This is a genomic window from Legionella moravica DSM 19234, from assembly GCF_000423305.1.
Lineage (GTDB): Bacteria > Pseudomonadota > Gammaproteobacteria > Legionellales > Legionellaceae > Legionella > Legionella moravica.
The window spans coordinates 26,867-44,697 of record NZ_AUHS01000018.1 but is presented as its reverse complement, the minus strand read 5'-3'; the positions used below and the strand labels follow the sequence as shown (position 1 = coordinate 44,697).

Here is a 17,831-nt window from a genome sequence, read left to right as displayed (position 1 = left end):
TTAATAGTTACAGAAGAAACTCTGTTTTTTCTGCTTCTGTAACTAATCACGATTCACCCTAAAAAGAAAAGGGTATTACGTACCCTTTTTTTCTTGGACGCTCCGAGTGTCTGTTCTAAATCAAATCCAATAACTAATAGCGATCACGATGTTATTGGTATTGAGATTAATACGAGAAGTACCTTCAGTATCTATCAAGCCATAAACACTGGGTATTTTCAGGTTGATAGAGTTTCCATAATGTACGTAATTATATTCTGCGCGTAGCGTCCATTTTTTCATCATGTACCACTCGATACCTGCTCCGATAAGCGAACCAGTGGTGTTCTTTTTTTGTGAATAATAATCATTTCCTTCATTAGTGTAGGTCAAGTGTAGCTTTGCAAAGCTGGCTCCAGCTGTTAAGTAGGGAAGAAACTGGTTTTGATTCCAATTCAGTATTTGTCCTAATCGAGCCTTGATAGAAGGTTGTATCTGATTCTTTAAGACGAATCGATCAGAAACCTCAGGGTTATTTGGGCAGTTACAGTCTAGTGTATTATTTTTTCTTGTGTTAAAGATGAGATTGGCTTCCAAACCGGATACAAGAGTGTTAGTGAATTGGTGCATAAACCCCAATTGTAACCCAGGAGAGTAGGTCGTAAATCCTTCATTGGTATTACAGGTTCCATCCGGGTTAGAAAAACCCAATTGCTGTGATCTTAATTGAACGTCGCTAAAAACAAATCCTTCATTCACACCTGCATAAAATCCATTCCAATTGTTTAACAACGAGCCAGTGGATGTCAGATTATTTGCATAAGTCATATCAATCATGACCGTTGCGAGCATAACCCCCTTCGCTATCATCAAAAGTTTATTCATGGGGCTATTACCTTTAAAGGATTAGAAACGATACCATCTTTGGTGCCTATGATGGTGCAGGAACCGTTTTTACCATTCATCTTCAGATACGTTTGAGATGTGGTTTGTCCAATGTGACATGTGACATTACCCGTCTGATTGATAATGGAATAAGTGGTAGGGCCTGCTCCGGGTACTGGTAATGGTCCTAGAATAACAGGTCTGCCACAACAAACAACAGCAGGATTTAGTATTGGCGAGCCATTTACTGTAGCCGGAATATCAACAGATGAAGGAGGAAGGGGATAGCCTAAGAAATTAAATTGCACATACGTTGGTGCTCCGACAGGCAGATAGGAGAGGGTATAAAGTGGGGTTTGACCTGCAAATCCGGAGGAATTACCTGTGACGGTGACGGTATCAAAGGTACCTGTGATTCCTGATGAGGTGAGCACAGTGTATTGGCCTGGCTGTGCGTTTGAGTCCAGATTGATTTCTAAAGTACCTGCCAGCGTTGCCGGTCCATTAACGGCAACCAAAGAGGTGCCATTGGAGTTGATTTCGATATGAACAAGGCTTCCTATGCCGCCTCCAGATGTTGAATTTAGAGATAAGCTCCCGAGGCTGAGCGTTGCGCCTGTGTCTGGAGAAATTGTTCCCGAGTTGGCAAAGACATTTCCAGTCAGTGTTCCACTGCCGCTAAGCTTGCCTCTTTGTGTACTGACGCTACTGTTTCTACAGACAAAAACGGGTGCCTGATTGATCTGACCATTGACTTTGAAATTCGCATTATCGACTTTTACCGTTCCTTGATAATCTGATGTTCCGTTGTAAACAACAGTTCCCTTTCCTCTTATTAAAACATTGGTTCCACCGGTGCCAAAAACAGTATCATCTGTGAATGCAACCTGAGCTCCGATTGTCAAGAGATCCTGGGTATCTTGGGCCATGAACGTGAGAGAAGATCCTGTTCTTAGAAAAATACTGTTCCCCAAGGCGGAGCCATCGAAGCCATCAGAACCTCCTGGTCCTCCTGTGCCATGAATTCCCGCTTGTACTGAGTTGCTTGGAGTATCGAAGGTGGTTGGAGTCCCCGATTGTGCTTGTACCGTGAAATTCAAACTGCTGTCCACAAAGACAGCAGCACCGAGACCGCTGCCTCCGCCGCCTCCTCCGCCACCGAAGCCCATTCCAACGGAATTGGCACCATATCCTCCGGCTCCACCTCCCAGATGTCCTGTATCCACTCCACCTATAGCTGTGAGACCATTGGAGGGGCCACCGCCACCACCTCCGCCACCGCCAAGAGAGTTGCCTCCTTCCGAAGATGTCGTACTTGATTGATTAACTCCGCCGCCGCCGCCGCCACCGCCAATACCTCCCGTACCGCCTTGCAGCGTATACCCGACATCGTACGCCCCAATGCCAGCAGCACCGCCACCGCCACCGCCATAACCACCAGTTCCGGCGCGCCCATCAAAGTCATTAGTTATGGGCCCCAAGGTAACGACTCCACCACCGCCGCTTCCCGCACCATCTCCTCCACTACCCCCGGAAGGTTCTACAGTTTGTCTGCGTAACGGAGGAATTGTTCCTTGAGGTTGCTGTCCATTCATCCCTGCGCTCCCCCCTCCGCCGCCCCCTGAGGGCATGCCGCTGCCTCCACCACCGCCGCCGGCATTTGCTCCTCCGGCGTTACCTCCTCCTCCGGAACCAGCGAGAACATTGAGACCATAACCGTTCCCATCCAGACCCGGGCTCTGATCCGATCCTCCATTTCCGAGGTTTGTCAGAATACCTAAAGTGGCACGAGATCCTATGCCGCCGCCGCCAGCGCCGCCGCCACCTGATGGATCGCTGGTTGAGAGAGTGACGTCACCTCCGTTACCCCCAAACCCTCCACCTCCAGCGCCACCGGTGCTTCCTGTGGTTGTTATAGAACCACCATTTCCACTAAAGCCACCGCCGCCACCGCCACCTTCATTACCCGTAGACATTAGGCTGAAATAGTTTCCACCATTTCCGCCAACTGCAGAACAATTGCGTATCAATACATTCACTAAGGTGATTGCAGGATTGGAACCATTTAAAAAAGTTTGAGGTGCGTAAATAGCTCCTCCGGCACCCATGCCGCCGCCACCGCCAGAAATCCCGCTTCCACCATCGCCTCCTTTTGCAGTCAGGTTCTGAAAGATCATATTTTGGATCGTAACAATTCCCATCGGAATGAAAAATCCGCTGTAAGCACCGTTGTTACCATCTATTGTGACTATAGACGCCGGGTCAGAATTACCAATTGTAATTTTTACAGGATTTGATGAGTTGTTAATAATCGGCAGAATTCCATTGAGTTGTATCGTCATCGGATGATCAAAAATAATGGCATAATCATCAGGCATCGTATTTAAATTTTGATTCATTGTATTCAGCCAATACCTCAGTTCCCCAACTGCTCCGAAGCCTCCCGGATTAGAATCAGTGGTTTCTGTAACAATGAGTGTGGTTAAGGCGTATAAAGAAGGTGAGGCGAAAAGAAATAAACAATAAACCCATTCCTTTAATTTAAGCATGAAAATCCCTGTATTTTTTTTTGGTGAGCATCGTAATATGTAAAAATAAATAATTCAATGCTAATCATCTTTGATGAGAGAAGTCTTTGATTTTTCTTGAGTTATGGGTTTGAGAGAGAGTATCCCCACGCAGGCAACAATAAATGAGTTCAGCTTTAAAATGACACCAATTAATATCAGCAACATGGATTAGTGAGGGCATAGCTTTGTTGGTAATTTCTTTTGATTTAAGATACATTGGCTCCCAGTCATAAAAGACAGTTGCTTTGCTTTTCTTGCCTGAATTAAGGACTGGCAGAGTTCATTGGCACAGGATGGTCATTCATGTACAAAAAAATAAAACTTCTCACAGGATGTTTGTTGCTGGTTATTTCAGGAACTTCTCTATTGGCAGCTCACTCTCCGAACATCCCGATTTTGTTTTTTGAGTACGGTGTACTGTTTGATATGGGAGTGTGCAGCAATACCGAGAGTAAGCCCATTTCACCCGCAATGATTGACGAGTTGGATTCTTTGTTGCCCAAGATTACAATAGCCTGGGAGCAGGACGGTGAACACTTGTTAACTGCCACTACTCAATTATTTAATATCCCGTTTTCCCGAAAGGAGTTGTCCGTAAATTTTATTTTGTGTGATACTCGTTTTACTGGAATGAGCTATCCGCTTTTGATTAAAATTCGTAATTTTTTAAAATCTGGGAATGACAAGCCATTGTCTGGCAGTTATTTAAATATGGTGATCTATCATGAATTACTGCATCGATACATTTACAAGGATATTCCAGACCGTTTAGATACTTCAAAATTATTGATTAAATACGAATCTGAAAGTAACGCAGTGAAAGCACATTTACACTTGTTGGCTATACAAAAATACGTATACCATGAGTTGAATCGTGATAATGAATTTGAAGAAAGTATTAAAACGATGTTGGACAACTCCTTGAGTCCTGCCTATCAACGAGCCTGGGATATTGTCAATGAAGAGGGCCATATGGCTTTTATTAATGAGTTGCTGGATTTGAACACGCAACAATAATATCAGACATCCATGTTGTTTATAGTCTGATTTGCCTGAATAAAATTCAAAACAAAGGAGGTTGAAAATGAAAAAATCAATTGCGCTCTGTATGTTTATTGCGCTTAAAGCGCAAGCTGCACCGCTTGCAAGTTATGAACACATTGTGGATGCAGTGCATAATGGTTTGGGTATACGCTATGTAGTTGACTGGGATCTTTGTAAAACTTCTGTACCTGAAATTCCCCCTGAATTTTCTTCCAGTTATACACCTGATAATGTGATTATCAGTAAAAAAGGCATGCTGGCCTCCCGTGGTATGACCTATACTCATGAAATTCGACAGGCACCAGGGTTGGGTCCTGTGAATCAGGCCTACGTGTATATGCTGGATAATAATAATGTACTCAAGGTCATTAATCGGTTCCTCGATCCTGTTACCAATATTGAAAAAATGAAAGCTGTTGAGGCAACTTGTGTGCTGGGCGAGGGAGTAAAAGTATTTTCGATAGCCTAATGACTGTGGGAGATAATTCTTTGAGCGATTAACAGTCGTTTCGAAATTTAAAAGTGATTCTCTCTTATCTCTTCCTCAATGTTCTTCCGTTCAGAGTATTTCCCATGGGTAGGGAGCTATTTTTATATTGATAGTTCCTTACATTGTATGTTTTTTCTTTGATTTTTTTTAATATTTTGATATTCTTCGCCTGTTTTAAAAGAACTAACCTCCGATGGAACTGGTACACATTATGGAAATTAAAATAAGAATTCTAAGCATTTTCTTTTTATCGGCTTGCACTTTAAATACTGCACATTCAACTGCAGAGTCTTTAATCCCTCGTTATAAAAAATGGATCAATCCAATTCTAAAAGTCATTCATCAGCGCGATCTCTCTTTATATGAATTTAGTTTTTGTACACATGGAGTATGCCCCAGTTTTTATTTGAATTTTAAACACTCTCCTATTGGTTTGCTCAATAAGTTATCGATTACCCTTAAGTGTATTTGAACCTGAAAAGCTCAATTCATTTTTAGGTTTGCTCTGTTAGATGTAAAAGATAACTTAAAAATTAATGTTGGTTGGTATGGCGAACCAAGAAGTTTCGAATGTTCGCTCTGAGCATGATTTTTAGATTAATGCACAACCAATATTACATAGAAAATGGAATCGTCAGAACACACTCTGACTAATAAAATCAAGTTCATAGTCAAGGAATATAATATGTTAAAGCAGCGTTTTTTTCTTAGCTTTTTAGTTTTGTTCAATTTGATGCATGCATCAAACTGTTTGGCTGAATCTTTAAAAGCGAATCCTTCGGGCACTAAGTCCCAAATCTATGTGACAAGTTTCAATTGCAATAAAGCCAGAACCAAAACAGAACATGCCATCTGTCATTCAGAAAAACTGGCTGATGCCGATCGGCACCTTTCAAAACTATATTATCATCTGGAGAGTAAACAGCCTGCTGATTTTGTTAATAAGCAAAAAATGTGGTTAAAAGAGCGAGATTATTGCGCTTTTTCGCTGAATATAGAGCATTGTTTGCTGAGTAAATATCAAGACAGGATTTTGCAGCTTAAAATATTACAATCATCTGTTTTATTAAAAGAATTGCACGATGAGGATCCTAAGGTAGTGAATCATCCCGTTTTCCCTATTTTGCAAAAACATAGCATCCTATTAAAAAAGGTAGTGTATTCAAGTGATGGTAAATGTCCTACATTTCATGTGAAATTTAAAATCTACCCTCTAAGCACCCAACTTAATGAATATTCTAAAAAAGCTTACACTGAACTATTGGATGCTAACTCATCATTGCCTTATGCGCTGGTCGATGAGGATAATGATTTTAAAGTCAACGTTGGATTTAGTGATAAAGCAAAAACTCAGATTATTATTCGCTCAGCAGAGGTTTCTTCTCCTACTACGTGCCTGGATGGAACTGTAAGTCCTGATGCGGAACATTATACGGTAATTGCTCAAATGAAAAAGCAGATTTTAAATTCACCATTTAAAGCAAGAATACACCAGAAGAATGGCGGAGAGCTTATTGCTTATCTTTATGCAATAGACGAAAAAACTATTCCATATGAATATTATGGCTGCACTAATGGCATCAAACTTAGAACGAATGCAAAAACAGGCAATTATTACATCTATTTATACGATGAACTTACAGACTATTTTTATCCTACTCGAATTCCTGTTTGGAAAGGTGACAAGCCAGCGATAATGGGCATTGAAGGAGCAACATTTGGTAACGTTGTTGCGAGTAATGATTTGAAGCCGGGTACATTGGTTCTGAGTCAACGAGATACATGCCAAAAAAGTTATTATGAAACCTTCAGGCTTTGGGACGATCAACTGTCATTGCAGAAAATTGCTTCTTTTCAAAGTGACACAGATTGGGATTTTTATCAGCGAAATAAAAATGTTTAAGATGCCGACTATTTTTTTCAAATAGCCCCTTAATTTCCAAAACACATATGGTAAATCCATGGTGAGTCGATCCCACTCAGCATGGATTTTCTGGTTGAATTTCATGGTGACCTTGGATCTTGTGCTTGCGAAATCAGTTAAATTGGTAGTCACCAAGGAGGGGAACACTCTGGGCAATGCGTGCACAAATGCGCTCATCTTGTTACACTAGCTGTTGGATTGAGCTTTCGCAGGCTATTCATTTATTAAATGAGATGAGATTTTATGACGCATTCTTTTCAATGGGCGCTTGTTGATATAGAAACCACTGGATTACACGTTACTCGAGACGAAATTACAGAAATAGCGGTACGAATTGTGACAGAGCGGGGTGTCGTCAGGACCTGGCATCGTTTAATTAAACCCACACGTACAATTTCAGAGGTCATCACTCGCTTAACCGGGATTACCATTGAAATGGTAGACAATGCCCCGTCCTTTGATGAAATTGCGAGTGAGTTGTTGGATGAGTTACAGGGCTGTATTTTTGTGGCGCATAATGCTCGTTTTGATTATGGTTTTATTAAAAATGCATTCAAGCGAGTAGGAATTACTTATCAGGCTTCGGTATTGTGTTCCATAAAACTGTTAAAACAACTATATCCTCATCAGAATTCTTATAATCTGGCGTATATTGCCCAATCTTTAAATGTCTCATTAGCACAGCATCATCGAGCAGAAGCGGATGTTGCGGCTTTGCATGATGTGATTCAAACGATGGCGGAGCGACACTCCTGGCCAATGGTACTGGCTGCTGCTAAAACGATTTATCAAACGTCCAGTATTCCATCCAAATTAACTACCGATATCACGCAACTACCAGACAGCCCGGGTGTCTATATTTTTTATGGGGAAAAAAATACGCTACCTTTATACATAGGAAAAAGTATTCATTTGAAACAGAGGGTGCTATCTCATTTTTCGGGTGATTATACTCACGCAAAGGAATTTGCATTATGTCAACAAGTAGTGCGTATAGAATTTATTCCTACGGCAGGTGAGTTGAGCGCTTTATTGCTGGAGTCGGAGCTGATTAAAAAACACATGCCGCTCTATAATCGCATGCTCAGACGAAAAAAGACTTTGGTAGGATTTAAATTAAGTGAATCTCGAGGATATTTAACCCTTTCTATTGCGCGTGAGCAGATCGAGGAGGAGGGGGAAATGCTGCAGCATGGAATTTATGGCGCATTTCGTAGCGTTGCCGCAGCCAGACGCACCCTGCTGAAGTTAATAAAAAATCATGATTTGTGTCCGCAGCTGTGTGGAGTAGAGCAGGGGATCCCTTGTTTTTCTTATCAGCTTAAACGTTGCAATGGAGCGTGCATAGAGGAAGAGGATGTTAAAGACTATAACATGCGCTTATTAGAATCATTAAAGGAGTATCAGGGAGCGGTATGGCCTTATAAAGGAGCTATAGCGATAAAGGAGCATTGCCCCATAAACAAAATAACCCAGTTTAATGTGTTTCATCTCTGGCGACATCTCGGGGCTGTGGCGCATGAAGCTTCCTTAACTCAATGGAGAACGTGTTTTAATTCTGAAACCCAATCACGCTCTACTTATGATGCTTACAAAATTTTACTGGCTTATTTGAAGGATAAAAATGGCAAGGCTCAGATCATTGAGTTGTCCTGATTGAATGAACACAGCATTTCTCAATGTTTACCCGGTAAAGAATTTTTAATTTTTGAAAAATGAAAAATAATGCTCGTCAAGACTGTTTTTTTATTTTTTTTATTGCTAATATCGGTTTCGCGATTACTACGTCCATCCCTTTCTTCCTGTGGATATTTTTCAATACTCTCTGATTGTTCTACTGAATTTAAAATCAATTTTTTCGAAAAGCCTACACCATGTAAGGATTATTCGTGGCTTATTGTGCCTTTTAGAAGGATTACTTATCCACATTTTCTGTGGATATCTCTGTGAATAGGCTCTTGGTTATCGTATGTGTTGAGCCAGTTTGTTAGATGTATTGATAGTTATTTCTACCTTCTGATTTTACCCGATAGAGTGCTTTATCGGCTTGTTTGATAAGTGTGCTCAATTCTTGGCCATCCCTTGGGTAAATGCTGATACCAATACTGACGGTAATGACAAACCGATGTTTTTTTATTTTTATTGGCTTACATATCTCGGTTAAAATTTTCTTGGCAACGGTGTCAATTTGATTATTATCAGAAATCTCAGTGAGCGTGATTATAAATTCATCTCCACCTTGTCGGATAAGAATATCCGTTTCACGTATGATTTTTTTTAATCGAGATCCTATTTCTATTAGCAAGAGATCTCCAACATCATGCCCCAGGGTATCATTGATTCCTTTAAAATTATCCAGATCCATGAACAGAATTGCCAGTTGATTTTGATGCCGTTTTGCAAAAGACATCGCCTGATGAAAGGATGATTCCAACTGTTTTCTATTAGCTAATCCTGTTAATACATCGTGATATGCGATGTATTTTAGCTCTTGTTCCGCTTTTTTTTGGGCATCGATGTTTTGAACCTGCGCGATAAAATAGAGTGGCTTGTTCTCCGCATTTCGTATTAAGGAGCCGCTGAGTAATATCCAAATGATCGTACCGTCTTTTTTGATGTAGCGTTTTTCCAGGTTGTAGGAACTGATTTCACCATCTAACAATTGATGGGCATAATTTAAATCGAGATCCAGATCTTCTGGATGGGTGATAGTCTGAAAGTCAATCTTTAGTAATTCTTCTTCAGTGTATCCCACAATTTGGCACATTGATTGATTGACTTTTAACCACCTTCCTTCCAGAGAAACTAACGCCATACCTATTGCAGCAAAATTAAATGCAGAACGAAATCGAGATTCACTTTCTTGTAAAATGGCATTGTTGCTTATGAGTCTATTGATTAAATCCAGATTTTCATACCTTAAATTAAGGTTGCTATTTAAAAGTTGATTACCTCTCCACGATACCATGATAATGAAAAATAAATAGATGGCCAAAGCCATTCCAAGCGACCAATAGATTGAGCTATGCTGGATGAATAGCCAGAAATTTATTGGTGTAATCATAAATATTAAAAATAAAAAACTTGCAGTCAAATTAGGCTGAAAAGTAAGCAGACCCCCAGCAGAAACCCCTAAGGCAATAATCATGATCAGCATTTGAGATTGTTGGTTGTCATCAGGCATGAGTAGTGAACCGGATATTCCCCAGAGTGTTCCATAGACGGCAGCGATTATAATCAAAAATTTTAAATATCCTTGTGAAGGTAACGCATGAATTCGATTAATGAGGTAGGCGCTGCCATGCACAATAAAGGTTAATAAAGCGCATACAAACCACATCAAAGGATAGATGTGGTTCATTTGGGCATAGAGTTCTTTAAAAACGATGAGGCAACAGACAAAATTGGGAGGGATGCTAATCAGTGAGTTGTCATTGAGTAACATTAATTTGTCGGCACGAATTTTTTGCCTTATTATATTTTCTAATTTATTCCTTTCATCTGTCATGCAAATCTCTTTAGAGAGTATCATTTCCTGGCTTTGGTTGATTTTAAAGGCTAAAAAGTGACTCAACTACTTTATCTTCTCCCACGGTATCTATAATATTCAGTATATTCTCGAGTAATGGAAAATGCCAAAATATATGCATTGTTTACTGTAATACTAACTTCAGATTATTCAAGAACAACATGTGCTCAGGTGCTTTTTCATCTGTACACATAGCAACGGAACGGTCTGGTTTTTAAGGGAGTAAAATGAAATTATTCTTTGCACAATATAAAACAACTCAAACAGTTCAAGCCACTGAATATCCCAAAATTAGTGATGTCAGTACCTCATTTCTCTTGAAAACGATTACATCTGTATTAACGAAAGCAGTTACGACAAACACCTCTAAATCTCATGCAAAAGATGTATTTACTGGAGCATGTGTGCCTCAAATATCAATTGAAAATTATTTATTACGATTTTATGAATTTCTTGACGACGACCCAACTATCTATGTTTTATCTTTGATTTATATAAGTATGTATCTTGAACTGACTCCTGATTCTTCACTAAACGAATTGAATGTACACCGATTAATAGCCTGTTCTATACATTTGGCTTATAAGCAATTAATGGATTTCCGACATAAGAATAAGCGGTTTGCAGCGATTGCAGGCGTTAATTTATCTGAACTTAATTCCCTGGAAATAAAATTTCTGATGATTTTCGATTTTGCCACACATGTTTCACCAGAACATTTTGAAGAATGTTATCATTGCTTATTAGATTCGGTAACTTTGGAATATGAAATAAATAGTTCTCCAGGTTAATCATTCAAAAAAGGGAAGTGAACGTGTAAACCAGGACTGCATTACTTGAAGTTTAAATTCTATAATGAACTAAAAATGCCCTATGATTAAAAAAGAAAAAATAGATAAATTGACCGATAGGATGAATGCCTTGCATATTGAAGAACAAGATCTTATCGAAAAATTCATACTGGGCAGCGGCAATGGCGGGCAAAAACTGCAAAAAACTGCTTCAACAGTCTATTTAAAGCATATACCGACGGGTTTGGAAATAAAGTGCCAGGAATCCAGAAGTCGGGAAGATAACCGATATTTTGCACGAATGAGGCTTTGTGAACAATTTCAAGCCGCCTACAGTAATGAAAAAACCAAAGAGCAACTTCGTATGGAACAAATAAGGCGTCAAAAAAAACGACGTGCGAGAAAATCCAGTAAAAGTCGCTGTCTTTCTCGCACTTCAACCCCTGAATGAGCCCCTTCAAACCATTTAAAATCCCCCTGGGTTCCAAGCGATGTCATCCACAAACATGAGCAAATATTTGAATTGCCCAGTAGGCACATTTTTACTATTTATGGGTTGCAGATCGTAAGTCAATAGTTCTTTCGATAATTGCGGATTGGTCATGATGGCCACAAAATCCTGACGATTACCTTGTGCATCAACTAAAACTATTGCGGCATTGGGTGGATTGCTTTTGAAATCATTTTTAATATTTTTGTTCGTCCAGAATGAATTAAATTCGTTAAGATTAATGATGCCAGTTGTTCTAGCCGGTCGTTCTGAAAAATAATTCACATATTTGGGGGCCTGTTTTATTGTTAAAACATAATGGTTATTATTCATTTTTTCGAGGCTTCCATCTGTAGCTGTCTGAAAAAACAAATAGTTTTTATCAGCAGAAAATGCAACGCCACAAAAAATCATCAATGCAAGCAAAAGCAGTCTGTTCATAGTCCTTTCCTTTAGTGTGACTTTGAATTTTGTTGTGATTACATAACGCACTTTCATTATAGTTCAATGAAAATAAATTGTACCAAGGAATAATCGAGTTGATTGCTTATAAATACTTGAACTTAGTATTGCTCTCCTTCATAGTAAGCCTTTTATTATTAAGGTATACGATTTATGGCTCGGTATTTAATAATTGCAGCAAGCAGCGCGATTGGTCAGTCAGTAGTTGAGCTTCTTAAAAAACAGGGTAATGAAGTGGTGACTACAGCGCAAACCAAAAACAAAATCATCCCCGATTTTTTACTTGATGCATCGGACTTTAACGCTGTTGATAGCGTATTTGAACAAGCAGGCCCTCTTGATGGAGTGGTTAATTGTGCCGGCTCTTTATTACTTAAGAGTGCTCATGCGACACATTTTGAAGAGTTTCAAAAGACCATTAATGCGTCTTTGACCACTTCATTTGCGACTGTACGTGCGGCAGGAAAGAGAATGACTCAAGGAGGATCGGTAGTCCTTATTTCTTCGGCTGCAGCGTTGACTGGATTGGCAAACCATGAGGCCATAGCTGCGGCCAAAGCCGGAGTTATTGGTCTGGCGCAATCCGCTGCCGCGACTTATGCATCCTCTCGTTTACGCATTAACGTTGTTGCGCCAGGTATGGTTAAATCCTCTCTGACTCATTCTCTACTCAGTAATGAATTAGTCGCCAAGGCCTCTGTTGCAATGCATGCATTAGGGCGTGTCGGTGAGCCTGAGGATGTAGCACGAGCCATATTGTTTTTTCTAAATCCAGAGAACAGTTGGATAACAGGACAGGTGCTTGCAGTAGATGGCGGTTTAAGTACCATACGCCCCAAGCTTAAGATGTAACTTTTTATCTATTGAGGGAAATGATGACGAGATTGTGCTTTATTTTGGGCGATCAACTGAGTGAATCTCTTTCCTCACTAACTGCTATCGACAAGCAGCGTGACGTGGTTTTTCTTTGTGAAGTGATGGAAGAAGCGACTTATGTCAGGCATCATCCTAAAAAAATCGCATTTATATTTTCAGTAATGCGTCATTTTGCAGACCGATTAAAATCGCAGGGTTATCGAGTCCGCTACATTCAATACGATGATGCTGATAATACTGGTTGTTTTGAGAAGGAGTTGTGCCGGGCGATAGACATAGAAAATATCTCAGAAGTACATGTAACTCATCCTGGTGAGTGGCGTGTTTTGCAAAAATTAGTTTCATTAAAAGACAAATTGTTGGTACCTCTGAATATTCATGAAGACACTCGGTTTTTATGCTCCCTTGATGAGTTTAAATCTTGGGCAAAAGATAAAAAACAATGGCGAATGGAGTATTTTTATCGAATGATGCGCCAACGGCATCATATTCTTATGGATAATCAAGGCAGGCCGGTTGGCGGAGAGTGGAACTATGATGAGCAAAATAGAAAAAATGCAAATCACATTAAAACATTTCCTGCTCGTTTAGAGCATCCTTCAGATGCAGTAACTTTGGATGTTTTAAGATTGGTAGAACGAGAGTTTTCCCATCACTTTGGGCAATTAAGGCCTTTCAATTTTGCAGTGACTCGAGAACAAGCCCTTTCTGAAAGCCAATATTTTATGCAGCATTGCCTGGTTAATTTTGGCGATTTTCAGGATGCCATGCGTTCTAATGAAGCCAATTTATATCATTCAAAATTATCGTTTTATTTGAATGCAGGGCTTTTATTGCCTCTAGAATTGTGCCACATGGCAGAGGATGCCTGGAAACAGCAGTTGGCTCCTTTAAATGCGGTGGAAGGATTTATTCGTCAAATATTAGGATGGCGTGAATACGTACGTGGTATTTACTGGCTTTTAATGCCCGATTATGCCAATAGAAATTATTTAAATGCCGCAAGATCTTTGCCTGCGCTTTATTGGGGGGGCGCAACTAAAATGTCATGCATGAAAGAGGTGGTGCGACAAACCCAGGTCGAAGCCTACTCTCATCACATTCAGCGTTTGATGATTACAGGTAATTTTGCTCTGCTTGCGGGCCTCAATCCCCAGGAAGTATGCGAGTGGTATCTGGCGGTTTATGCGGATGCATTTGAGTGGGTGGAGTTACCTAATACCCTGGGTATGGCGTTGTATGCCGATGGGGGAGTGATGGCAAGTAAACCTTATGCTGCTAGTGGAAAATACATTCAAAAAATGAGTGATTTTTGTAAGTCTTGCGCTTATAACCCTGCTGATGTGGTGGGGGAAAAAGCCTGTCCCTTCAATTCCCTCTACTGGAATTTTATAGAGCAAAATCAGGTACAGCTCAACAAGAATCCCCGTCTGCGCTATGCCTATCTCAATTGGGATAAAATGACTCAGGAAAAGAAAGCAGCCATCCGCACCAGGGCCGGTCAAGTTCTGGCGGATCTGGAGGCAGGGCAATTATGATCCGAGAGTAGTTTAGAGGATTTATAGAGTATCCTCTGTCGTTTAGACGGCCACGGAATGCAACATTGTTCTTATGATTGGCACCAGAGTATTGCCATTCATTTTCAAGGCATTAAGCCCTTCGTTTTCGAAAGAGTCAGCTTGCAAGTCTTCACGGTTAGGGGCTGGCAAATTATCTACAGACCTAAATCATTTTCTAAACAAACACTTTGATAACCTGGTCCACATAAATTGATGCAGATTATTTACTTGCTAATCGATAAAGTGCATTGCAATTGCGTGTTAACTATCTGTTCTGAAATAAGAAAATAAGCCGCACCAAATAAGGCAGATTACGTTTAAAAAATAACCATTATATGCTAAACTATGCCTATAGCTCAGTGAATTATAGGCCCACTATGCTTGTCGAACTCCTGTCTCGTATTCAATTCGGTTTTAGTATTGGTTTCCATATTTTGTTTCCAACCTTAAATTTGGGGCTTGCTGTATTTCTTGTGATTATGGAAGCTGCCTGGCTGAAAACAAAAAACCCGATTTATCTGGAAATATGCAAGCTTTGGACGAAAATTTTTGCTTTGACTTTTGGAATGGGGGTTGTGTCCGGAATTGTCCTGGCTTATCAAATAGGTACTAATTTTGGGCCTTTTATCACCCAATTCGGAAACGTTTTAGGCGCCTTATTTGCCTACGAAACGCTGACAGCCTTCTTTCTTGAAGCCGGATTTTTAGGCGTCATGCTCTTCGGCTGGAAAAAAGTTCCCCCACCACTGCATTTTATTGCTACTCTTCTGGTGACAATTGGTACGACGGTGTCCGCCTTTTGGATTATGTCAGCCAATTCCTGGATGCAGGCTCCAAGTGGCTATCAATTAGTCGATGGCAAATACATTGTTGATAGCTGGTGGGCTGTAGTGTTTAATCCTACCTTTATTCCTCGTTTCATACACATGCTGCTTGCTTCCTATGTGACCACTTGTTTTGTTGTAATGGCTGTTTCTGGATACTATCTATTAAAAGATAAATTCAAAGCCACGGCCAAAATAACATTAACCTTTAGCTTATGGGCTGCCTTGATTCTAGTTCCTTTACAAATTGGTGTCGGTGATGTCGTGGGCATTAACGTGCACCATTATCAACCCCTAAAAACTGCTGCCATGGAAGGGGTTTGGCAAACCCAGAAAGGGGCACCTTTGGTACTGTTTGCTCTTCCTTCTCAAGAAGAACAGAAAAATTTTTATGAACTTTCCATACCGAAACTTGCGAGCTTCATCAATACTCATGAATGGGATGGTGAGCTGGTTGGTCTTAGTTCAGTGCCTCCTGCTGACCAGCCCCGTATGCTTCCTGTTTTCTTAACCTTTCGTATTATGGTAGGCATTGGTATATTGATGCTCTTAACCGCAATAGTAGGTATTTATTTGCGGTTTAAAGGGACGCTTTTTCAAAGTCCATGGTTTTATAAGTGGATTTTTGCGATGGCTCCAGCAGGATTTATTGCCAGTATTGCCGGTTGGTTAACTGCGGAAATCGGCAGGCAGCCCTGGGTCGTCTACTCACTCTTAAAAACCAAAGATGCCGTATCTTCTATAGGGTATGAAGAGGTGCTTATTTCCTTCATATTATTGATTGTTGTTTACGGAATTGTTTTTGGATTTTACCTTTATTATCTCTTCAAGCTTATCGCCCATGGACCAGATAAATTAAAAGAAGACGACATTGAATATCATGCATTCCAGTACATGACCGACATCCCCGAGGAGAAGAAATAATGCTACCCCTTATTTTTGCAGTACTTCTTGGATTTATTATTATCATGTACGTCATCCTGGATGGGTTTGATCTGGGTGTTGGCATTCTTTTTCCTTTTACTTCCAATGAAAAAGAACGCGATGTCATGATGAACTCTATTGCGCCAGTTTGGGATGGTAATGAAACCTGGCTTGTTTTTGGAGGAGCCATGCTTTATGGTGCATTCCCCAAAATCTACGGTTTGTTGCTCCCCATACTCTATATGCCTATTATGCTTATGTTGATAGGACTTGTCTTTCGTGGTGTAAGTTTTGAGTTTCGTTTTAAGGCTAAAAAATCTAAAGCAATCTGGAACTGGGCCTTTTCAATCAGTTCTGTGGCTGTTGCTTTTTTTCAGGGCGTTATTCTGGGTGCTTTTGTTCAGGGGTTTTCTATAGATGAATCTTCTATGACCATCAATAATCCTGATTGGTTAACTCCGTTTAGTTTGTGCACGGGAATTGCTCTAGTGTGTGGCTATGCTCTTTTGGGAGCAACCTGGATGATCATCAAAAGCTCTGGAAGAGTTCAGCGTAAAATGATTCATCAATCCAGAGGTTTATTAGTCCTTGTCAGTTTGTTCCTGGTATTTGTCAGCATCTGGACCCCGTTACACAGCAATGAAATTTTTCATCGTTGGTACAGTATTCCTAATGTATTTTTATTAAGCCCATTACCTTTGCTGGCTCTGTTTTCCGTCTATCAAATATGGCAAAACCTCAATGGCGGTAATGAATACAAGCCTTTTCTTTACAGTATTGTTCTGTTTTTGTGTTCTTATATTGGAATAGGAATCAGTGTTTATCCCTACTTAATTCCACATCAGGTAACGCTTTGGGAAGCTGCCGCACCAGACTCAACTTTGGTGTTTATTTTAGTTGGCGTGGTCATCATGCTTCCCATACTCTTGGCTTATACACTCTATGCCTATTATCTATTTCGAGGAAAGTCAGCAGAAAATTATCACTAATTAAACCATGCAATAACCCCATTGAGATAACAAGCAAACATCAGCCAAATCAGGTAAGGAATTAATAACCAGGCAACCATTGGGGCCTCATTTCTCGCTTGAATGATTAAGATCCCATTTAAAGCGGTTAGGCCAACAAGCCAAATGGCACTTAACATGATCCAGTGCAAGCCAAAAAACAGAGGGGTCCACGCCCAGTTCATCAGCATTTGCAATACAAACAGCATCATCAGTTTGTTATTAGAAGATTCTTTATCCCGGTGAAACAGCATCACGGCAACCAGAGCAAGAAGGGCATACAACAAACTCCAGACCACTGAAAAAACGAATCCTGGAGGGGTTAGGGAAGACTTGTTAAGGCTCTCATACCAGGGATAAATATTAGCCTGGGTCAGCATACCAAGTAAAAAACCAATGCTTTCAAAAAGTAAGAACCAGAACATCAGTTTCAGTAATTGATTCAGGCGCATGGTCAGTTCTCCAAATTAAGTTTAA

At 40.3% G+C, this 17,831-nt stretch carries 15 protein-coding genes and 1 pseudogene; 11 read left to right on the top strand and 5 right to left on the bottom strand.

Annotation, left to right across the window (positions count from 1 at the left end):
- Nucleotides 1–120 precede the first annotated feature (120 nt).
- Nucleotides 121–864: an outer membrane protein gene (locus G543_RS0104905; RefSeq protein ID WP_028383547.1), complete on the bottom strand. Its 744-nt coding sequence runs from the start codon at nucleotides 862–864 to the stop codon at nucleotides 121–123.
- Nucleotides 861–3,413 (bottom strand): hypothetical protein, encoded by a 2,553-nt coding sequence (locus G543_RS19400; protein WP_051190582.1) that lies wholly within the window; start codon nucleotides 3,411–3,413, stop codon nucleotides 861–863. The genes G543_RS0104905 and G543_RS19400 overlap by 4 nt, the downstream gene beginning before the upstream one ends.
- A gap of 324 nt (nucleotides 3,414–3,737) precedes the next feature.
- Between G543_RS19400 and G543_RS0104890 the strand changes: the two genes are divergently transcribed.
- From G543_RS0104890 to G543_RS0104870, 5 genes and pseudogenes are all read left to right on the top strand, one after another.
- A complete protein-coding gene (locus G543_RS0104890) occupies nucleotides 3,738–4,451 on the top strand; it encodes a hypothetical protein (protein WP_028383546.1) in 714 nt (237 codons plus the stop codon).
- A gap of 67 nt (nucleotides 4,452–4,518) precedes the next feature.
- The gene (locus G543_RS0104885) at nucleotides 4,519–4,947 is read left to right on the top strand and encodes a hypothetical protein (protein ID WP_028383545.1); all 429 of its coding nucleotides are present in this window, start codon (nucleotides 4,519–4,521) and stop codon (nucleotides 4,945–4,947) included.
- Nucleotides 4,948–5,653: 706 nt separating this feature from the next.
- On the top strand, nucleotides 5,654–6,871 hold the full coding sequence (locus G543_RS18325; protein ID WP_028383543.1) for a lysozyme inhibitor LprI family protein: 1,218 nt from the start codon (nucleotides 5,654–5,656) through the stop codon (nucleotides 6,869–6,871).
- Between the two features lie 170 nt (nucleotides 6,872–7,041).
- Nucleotides 7,042–7,167, top strand: a pseudogene (locus G543_RS19540) (DUF4113 domain-containing protein); the annotation flags it as partial.
- A complete protein-coding gene (locus G543_RS0104870; RefSeq protein ID WP_028383542.1) occupies nucleotides 7,136–8,548 on the top strand; it encodes a 3'-5' exonuclease family protein in 1,413 nt (470 codons plus the stop codon). The pseudogene G543_RS19540 and the gene G543_RS0104870, both read left to right, overlap by 32 nt.
- Nucleotides 8,549–8,879: 331 nt before the next feature.
- Here G543_RS0104870 and G543_RS0104860 read toward each other — a convergent pair whose 3' ends face one another.
- Nucleotides 8,880–10,400 (bottom strand): GGDEF domain-containing protein, encoded by a 1,521-nt coding sequence (locus tag G543_RS0104860; RefSeq protein WP_028383541.1) that lies wholly within the window; start codon nucleotides 10,398–10,400, stop codon nucleotides 8,880–8,882.
- A 248-nt stretch (nucleotides 10,401–10,648) separates the two neighbouring features.
- On the opposite strand from G543_RS0104860, the gene G543_RS0104855 reads away from it, so the two are divergent.
- Together G543_RS0104855 and G543_RS0104850 are read left to right on the top strand one after the other, a co-directional pair.
- Nucleotides 10,649–11,212: a cyclin family putative virulence effector gene (locus G543_RS0104855; protein ID WP_028383540.1), complete on the top strand. Its 564-nt coding sequence runs from the start codon at nucleotides 10,649–10,651 to the stop codon at nucleotides 11,210–11,212.
- Nucleotides 11,213–11,294: 82 nt separating this feature from the next.
- Nucleotides 11,295–11,663 carry a peptide chain release factor family protein gene (locus tag G543_RS0104850; protein WP_028383539.1) on the top strand — a complete coding sequence of 123 codons (369 nt, stop codon included), beginning with the start codon at nucleotides 11,295–11,297 and terminating at the stop codon, nucleotides 11,661–11,663.
- A 15-nt stretch (nucleotides 11,664–11,678) separates the two neighbouring features.
- Here the strand turns inward: G543_RS0104850 and G543_RS0104845 are convergent, their stop codons facing one another.
- Nucleotides 11,679–12,143, bottom strand: a complete 465-nt coding sequence (locus G543_RS0104845) for a hypothetical protein (RefSeq protein WP_028383538.1) — start codon at nucleotides 12,141–12,143, stop codon at nucleotides 11,679–11,681.
- Between the two features lie 174 nt (nucleotides 12,144–12,317).
- On the opposite strand from G543_RS0104845, the gene G543_RS0104840 reads away from it, so the two are divergent.
- The 4 genes from G543_RS0104840 to cydB all read left to right on the top strand — a co-directional run bounded on the left by G543_RS0104840 (nucleotide 12,318) and on the right by cydB (nucleotide 17,336).
- Entirely contained in the window at nucleotides 12,318–13,016 is a 699-nt protein-coding gene (locus G543_RS0104840; protein ID WP_028383537.1) for an SDR family NAD(P)-dependent oxidoreductase, read from the top strand.
- A gap of 23 nt (nucleotides 13,017–13,039) precedes the next feature.
- Nucleotides 13,040–14,578, top strand: a complete 1,539-nt coding sequence (locus G543_RS0104835; RefSeq protein ID WP_028383536.1) for a cryptochrome/photolyase family protein — start codon at nucleotides 13,040–13,042, stop codon at nucleotides 14,576–14,578.
- A gap of 398 nt (nucleotides 14,579–14,976) precedes the next feature.
- Nucleotides 14,977–16,347 carry a cytochrome ubiquinol oxidase subunit I gene (locus G543_RS0104830; protein ID WP_028383535.1) on the top strand — a complete coding sequence of 457 codons (1,371 nt, stop codon included), beginning with the start codon at nucleotides 14,977–14,979 and terminating at the stop codon, nucleotides 16,345–16,347.
- Nucleotides 16,347–17,336, top strand: a complete 990-nt coding sequence (cydB, locus tag G543_RS0104825; RefSeq protein ID WP_028383534.1) for a cytochrome d ubiquinol oxidase subunit II — start codon at nucleotides 16,347–16,349, stop codon at nucleotides 17,334–17,336. Before G543_RS0104830 ends, cydB begins: the two co-directional genes overlap by 1 nt.
- Here cydB and G543_RS0104820 read toward each other — a convergent pair.
- Nucleotides 17,333–17,806, bottom strand: coding sequence for a TspO/MBR family protein (locus G543_RS0104820; protein ID WP_028383533.1), 474 nt, complete (start codon nucleotides 17,804–17,806; stop codon nucleotides 17,333–17,335). The two genes, cydB and G543_RS0104820, sit on opposite strands and share 4 nt — an antisense overlap.
- Nucleotides 17,807–17,831: the final 25 nt, after the last annotated feature.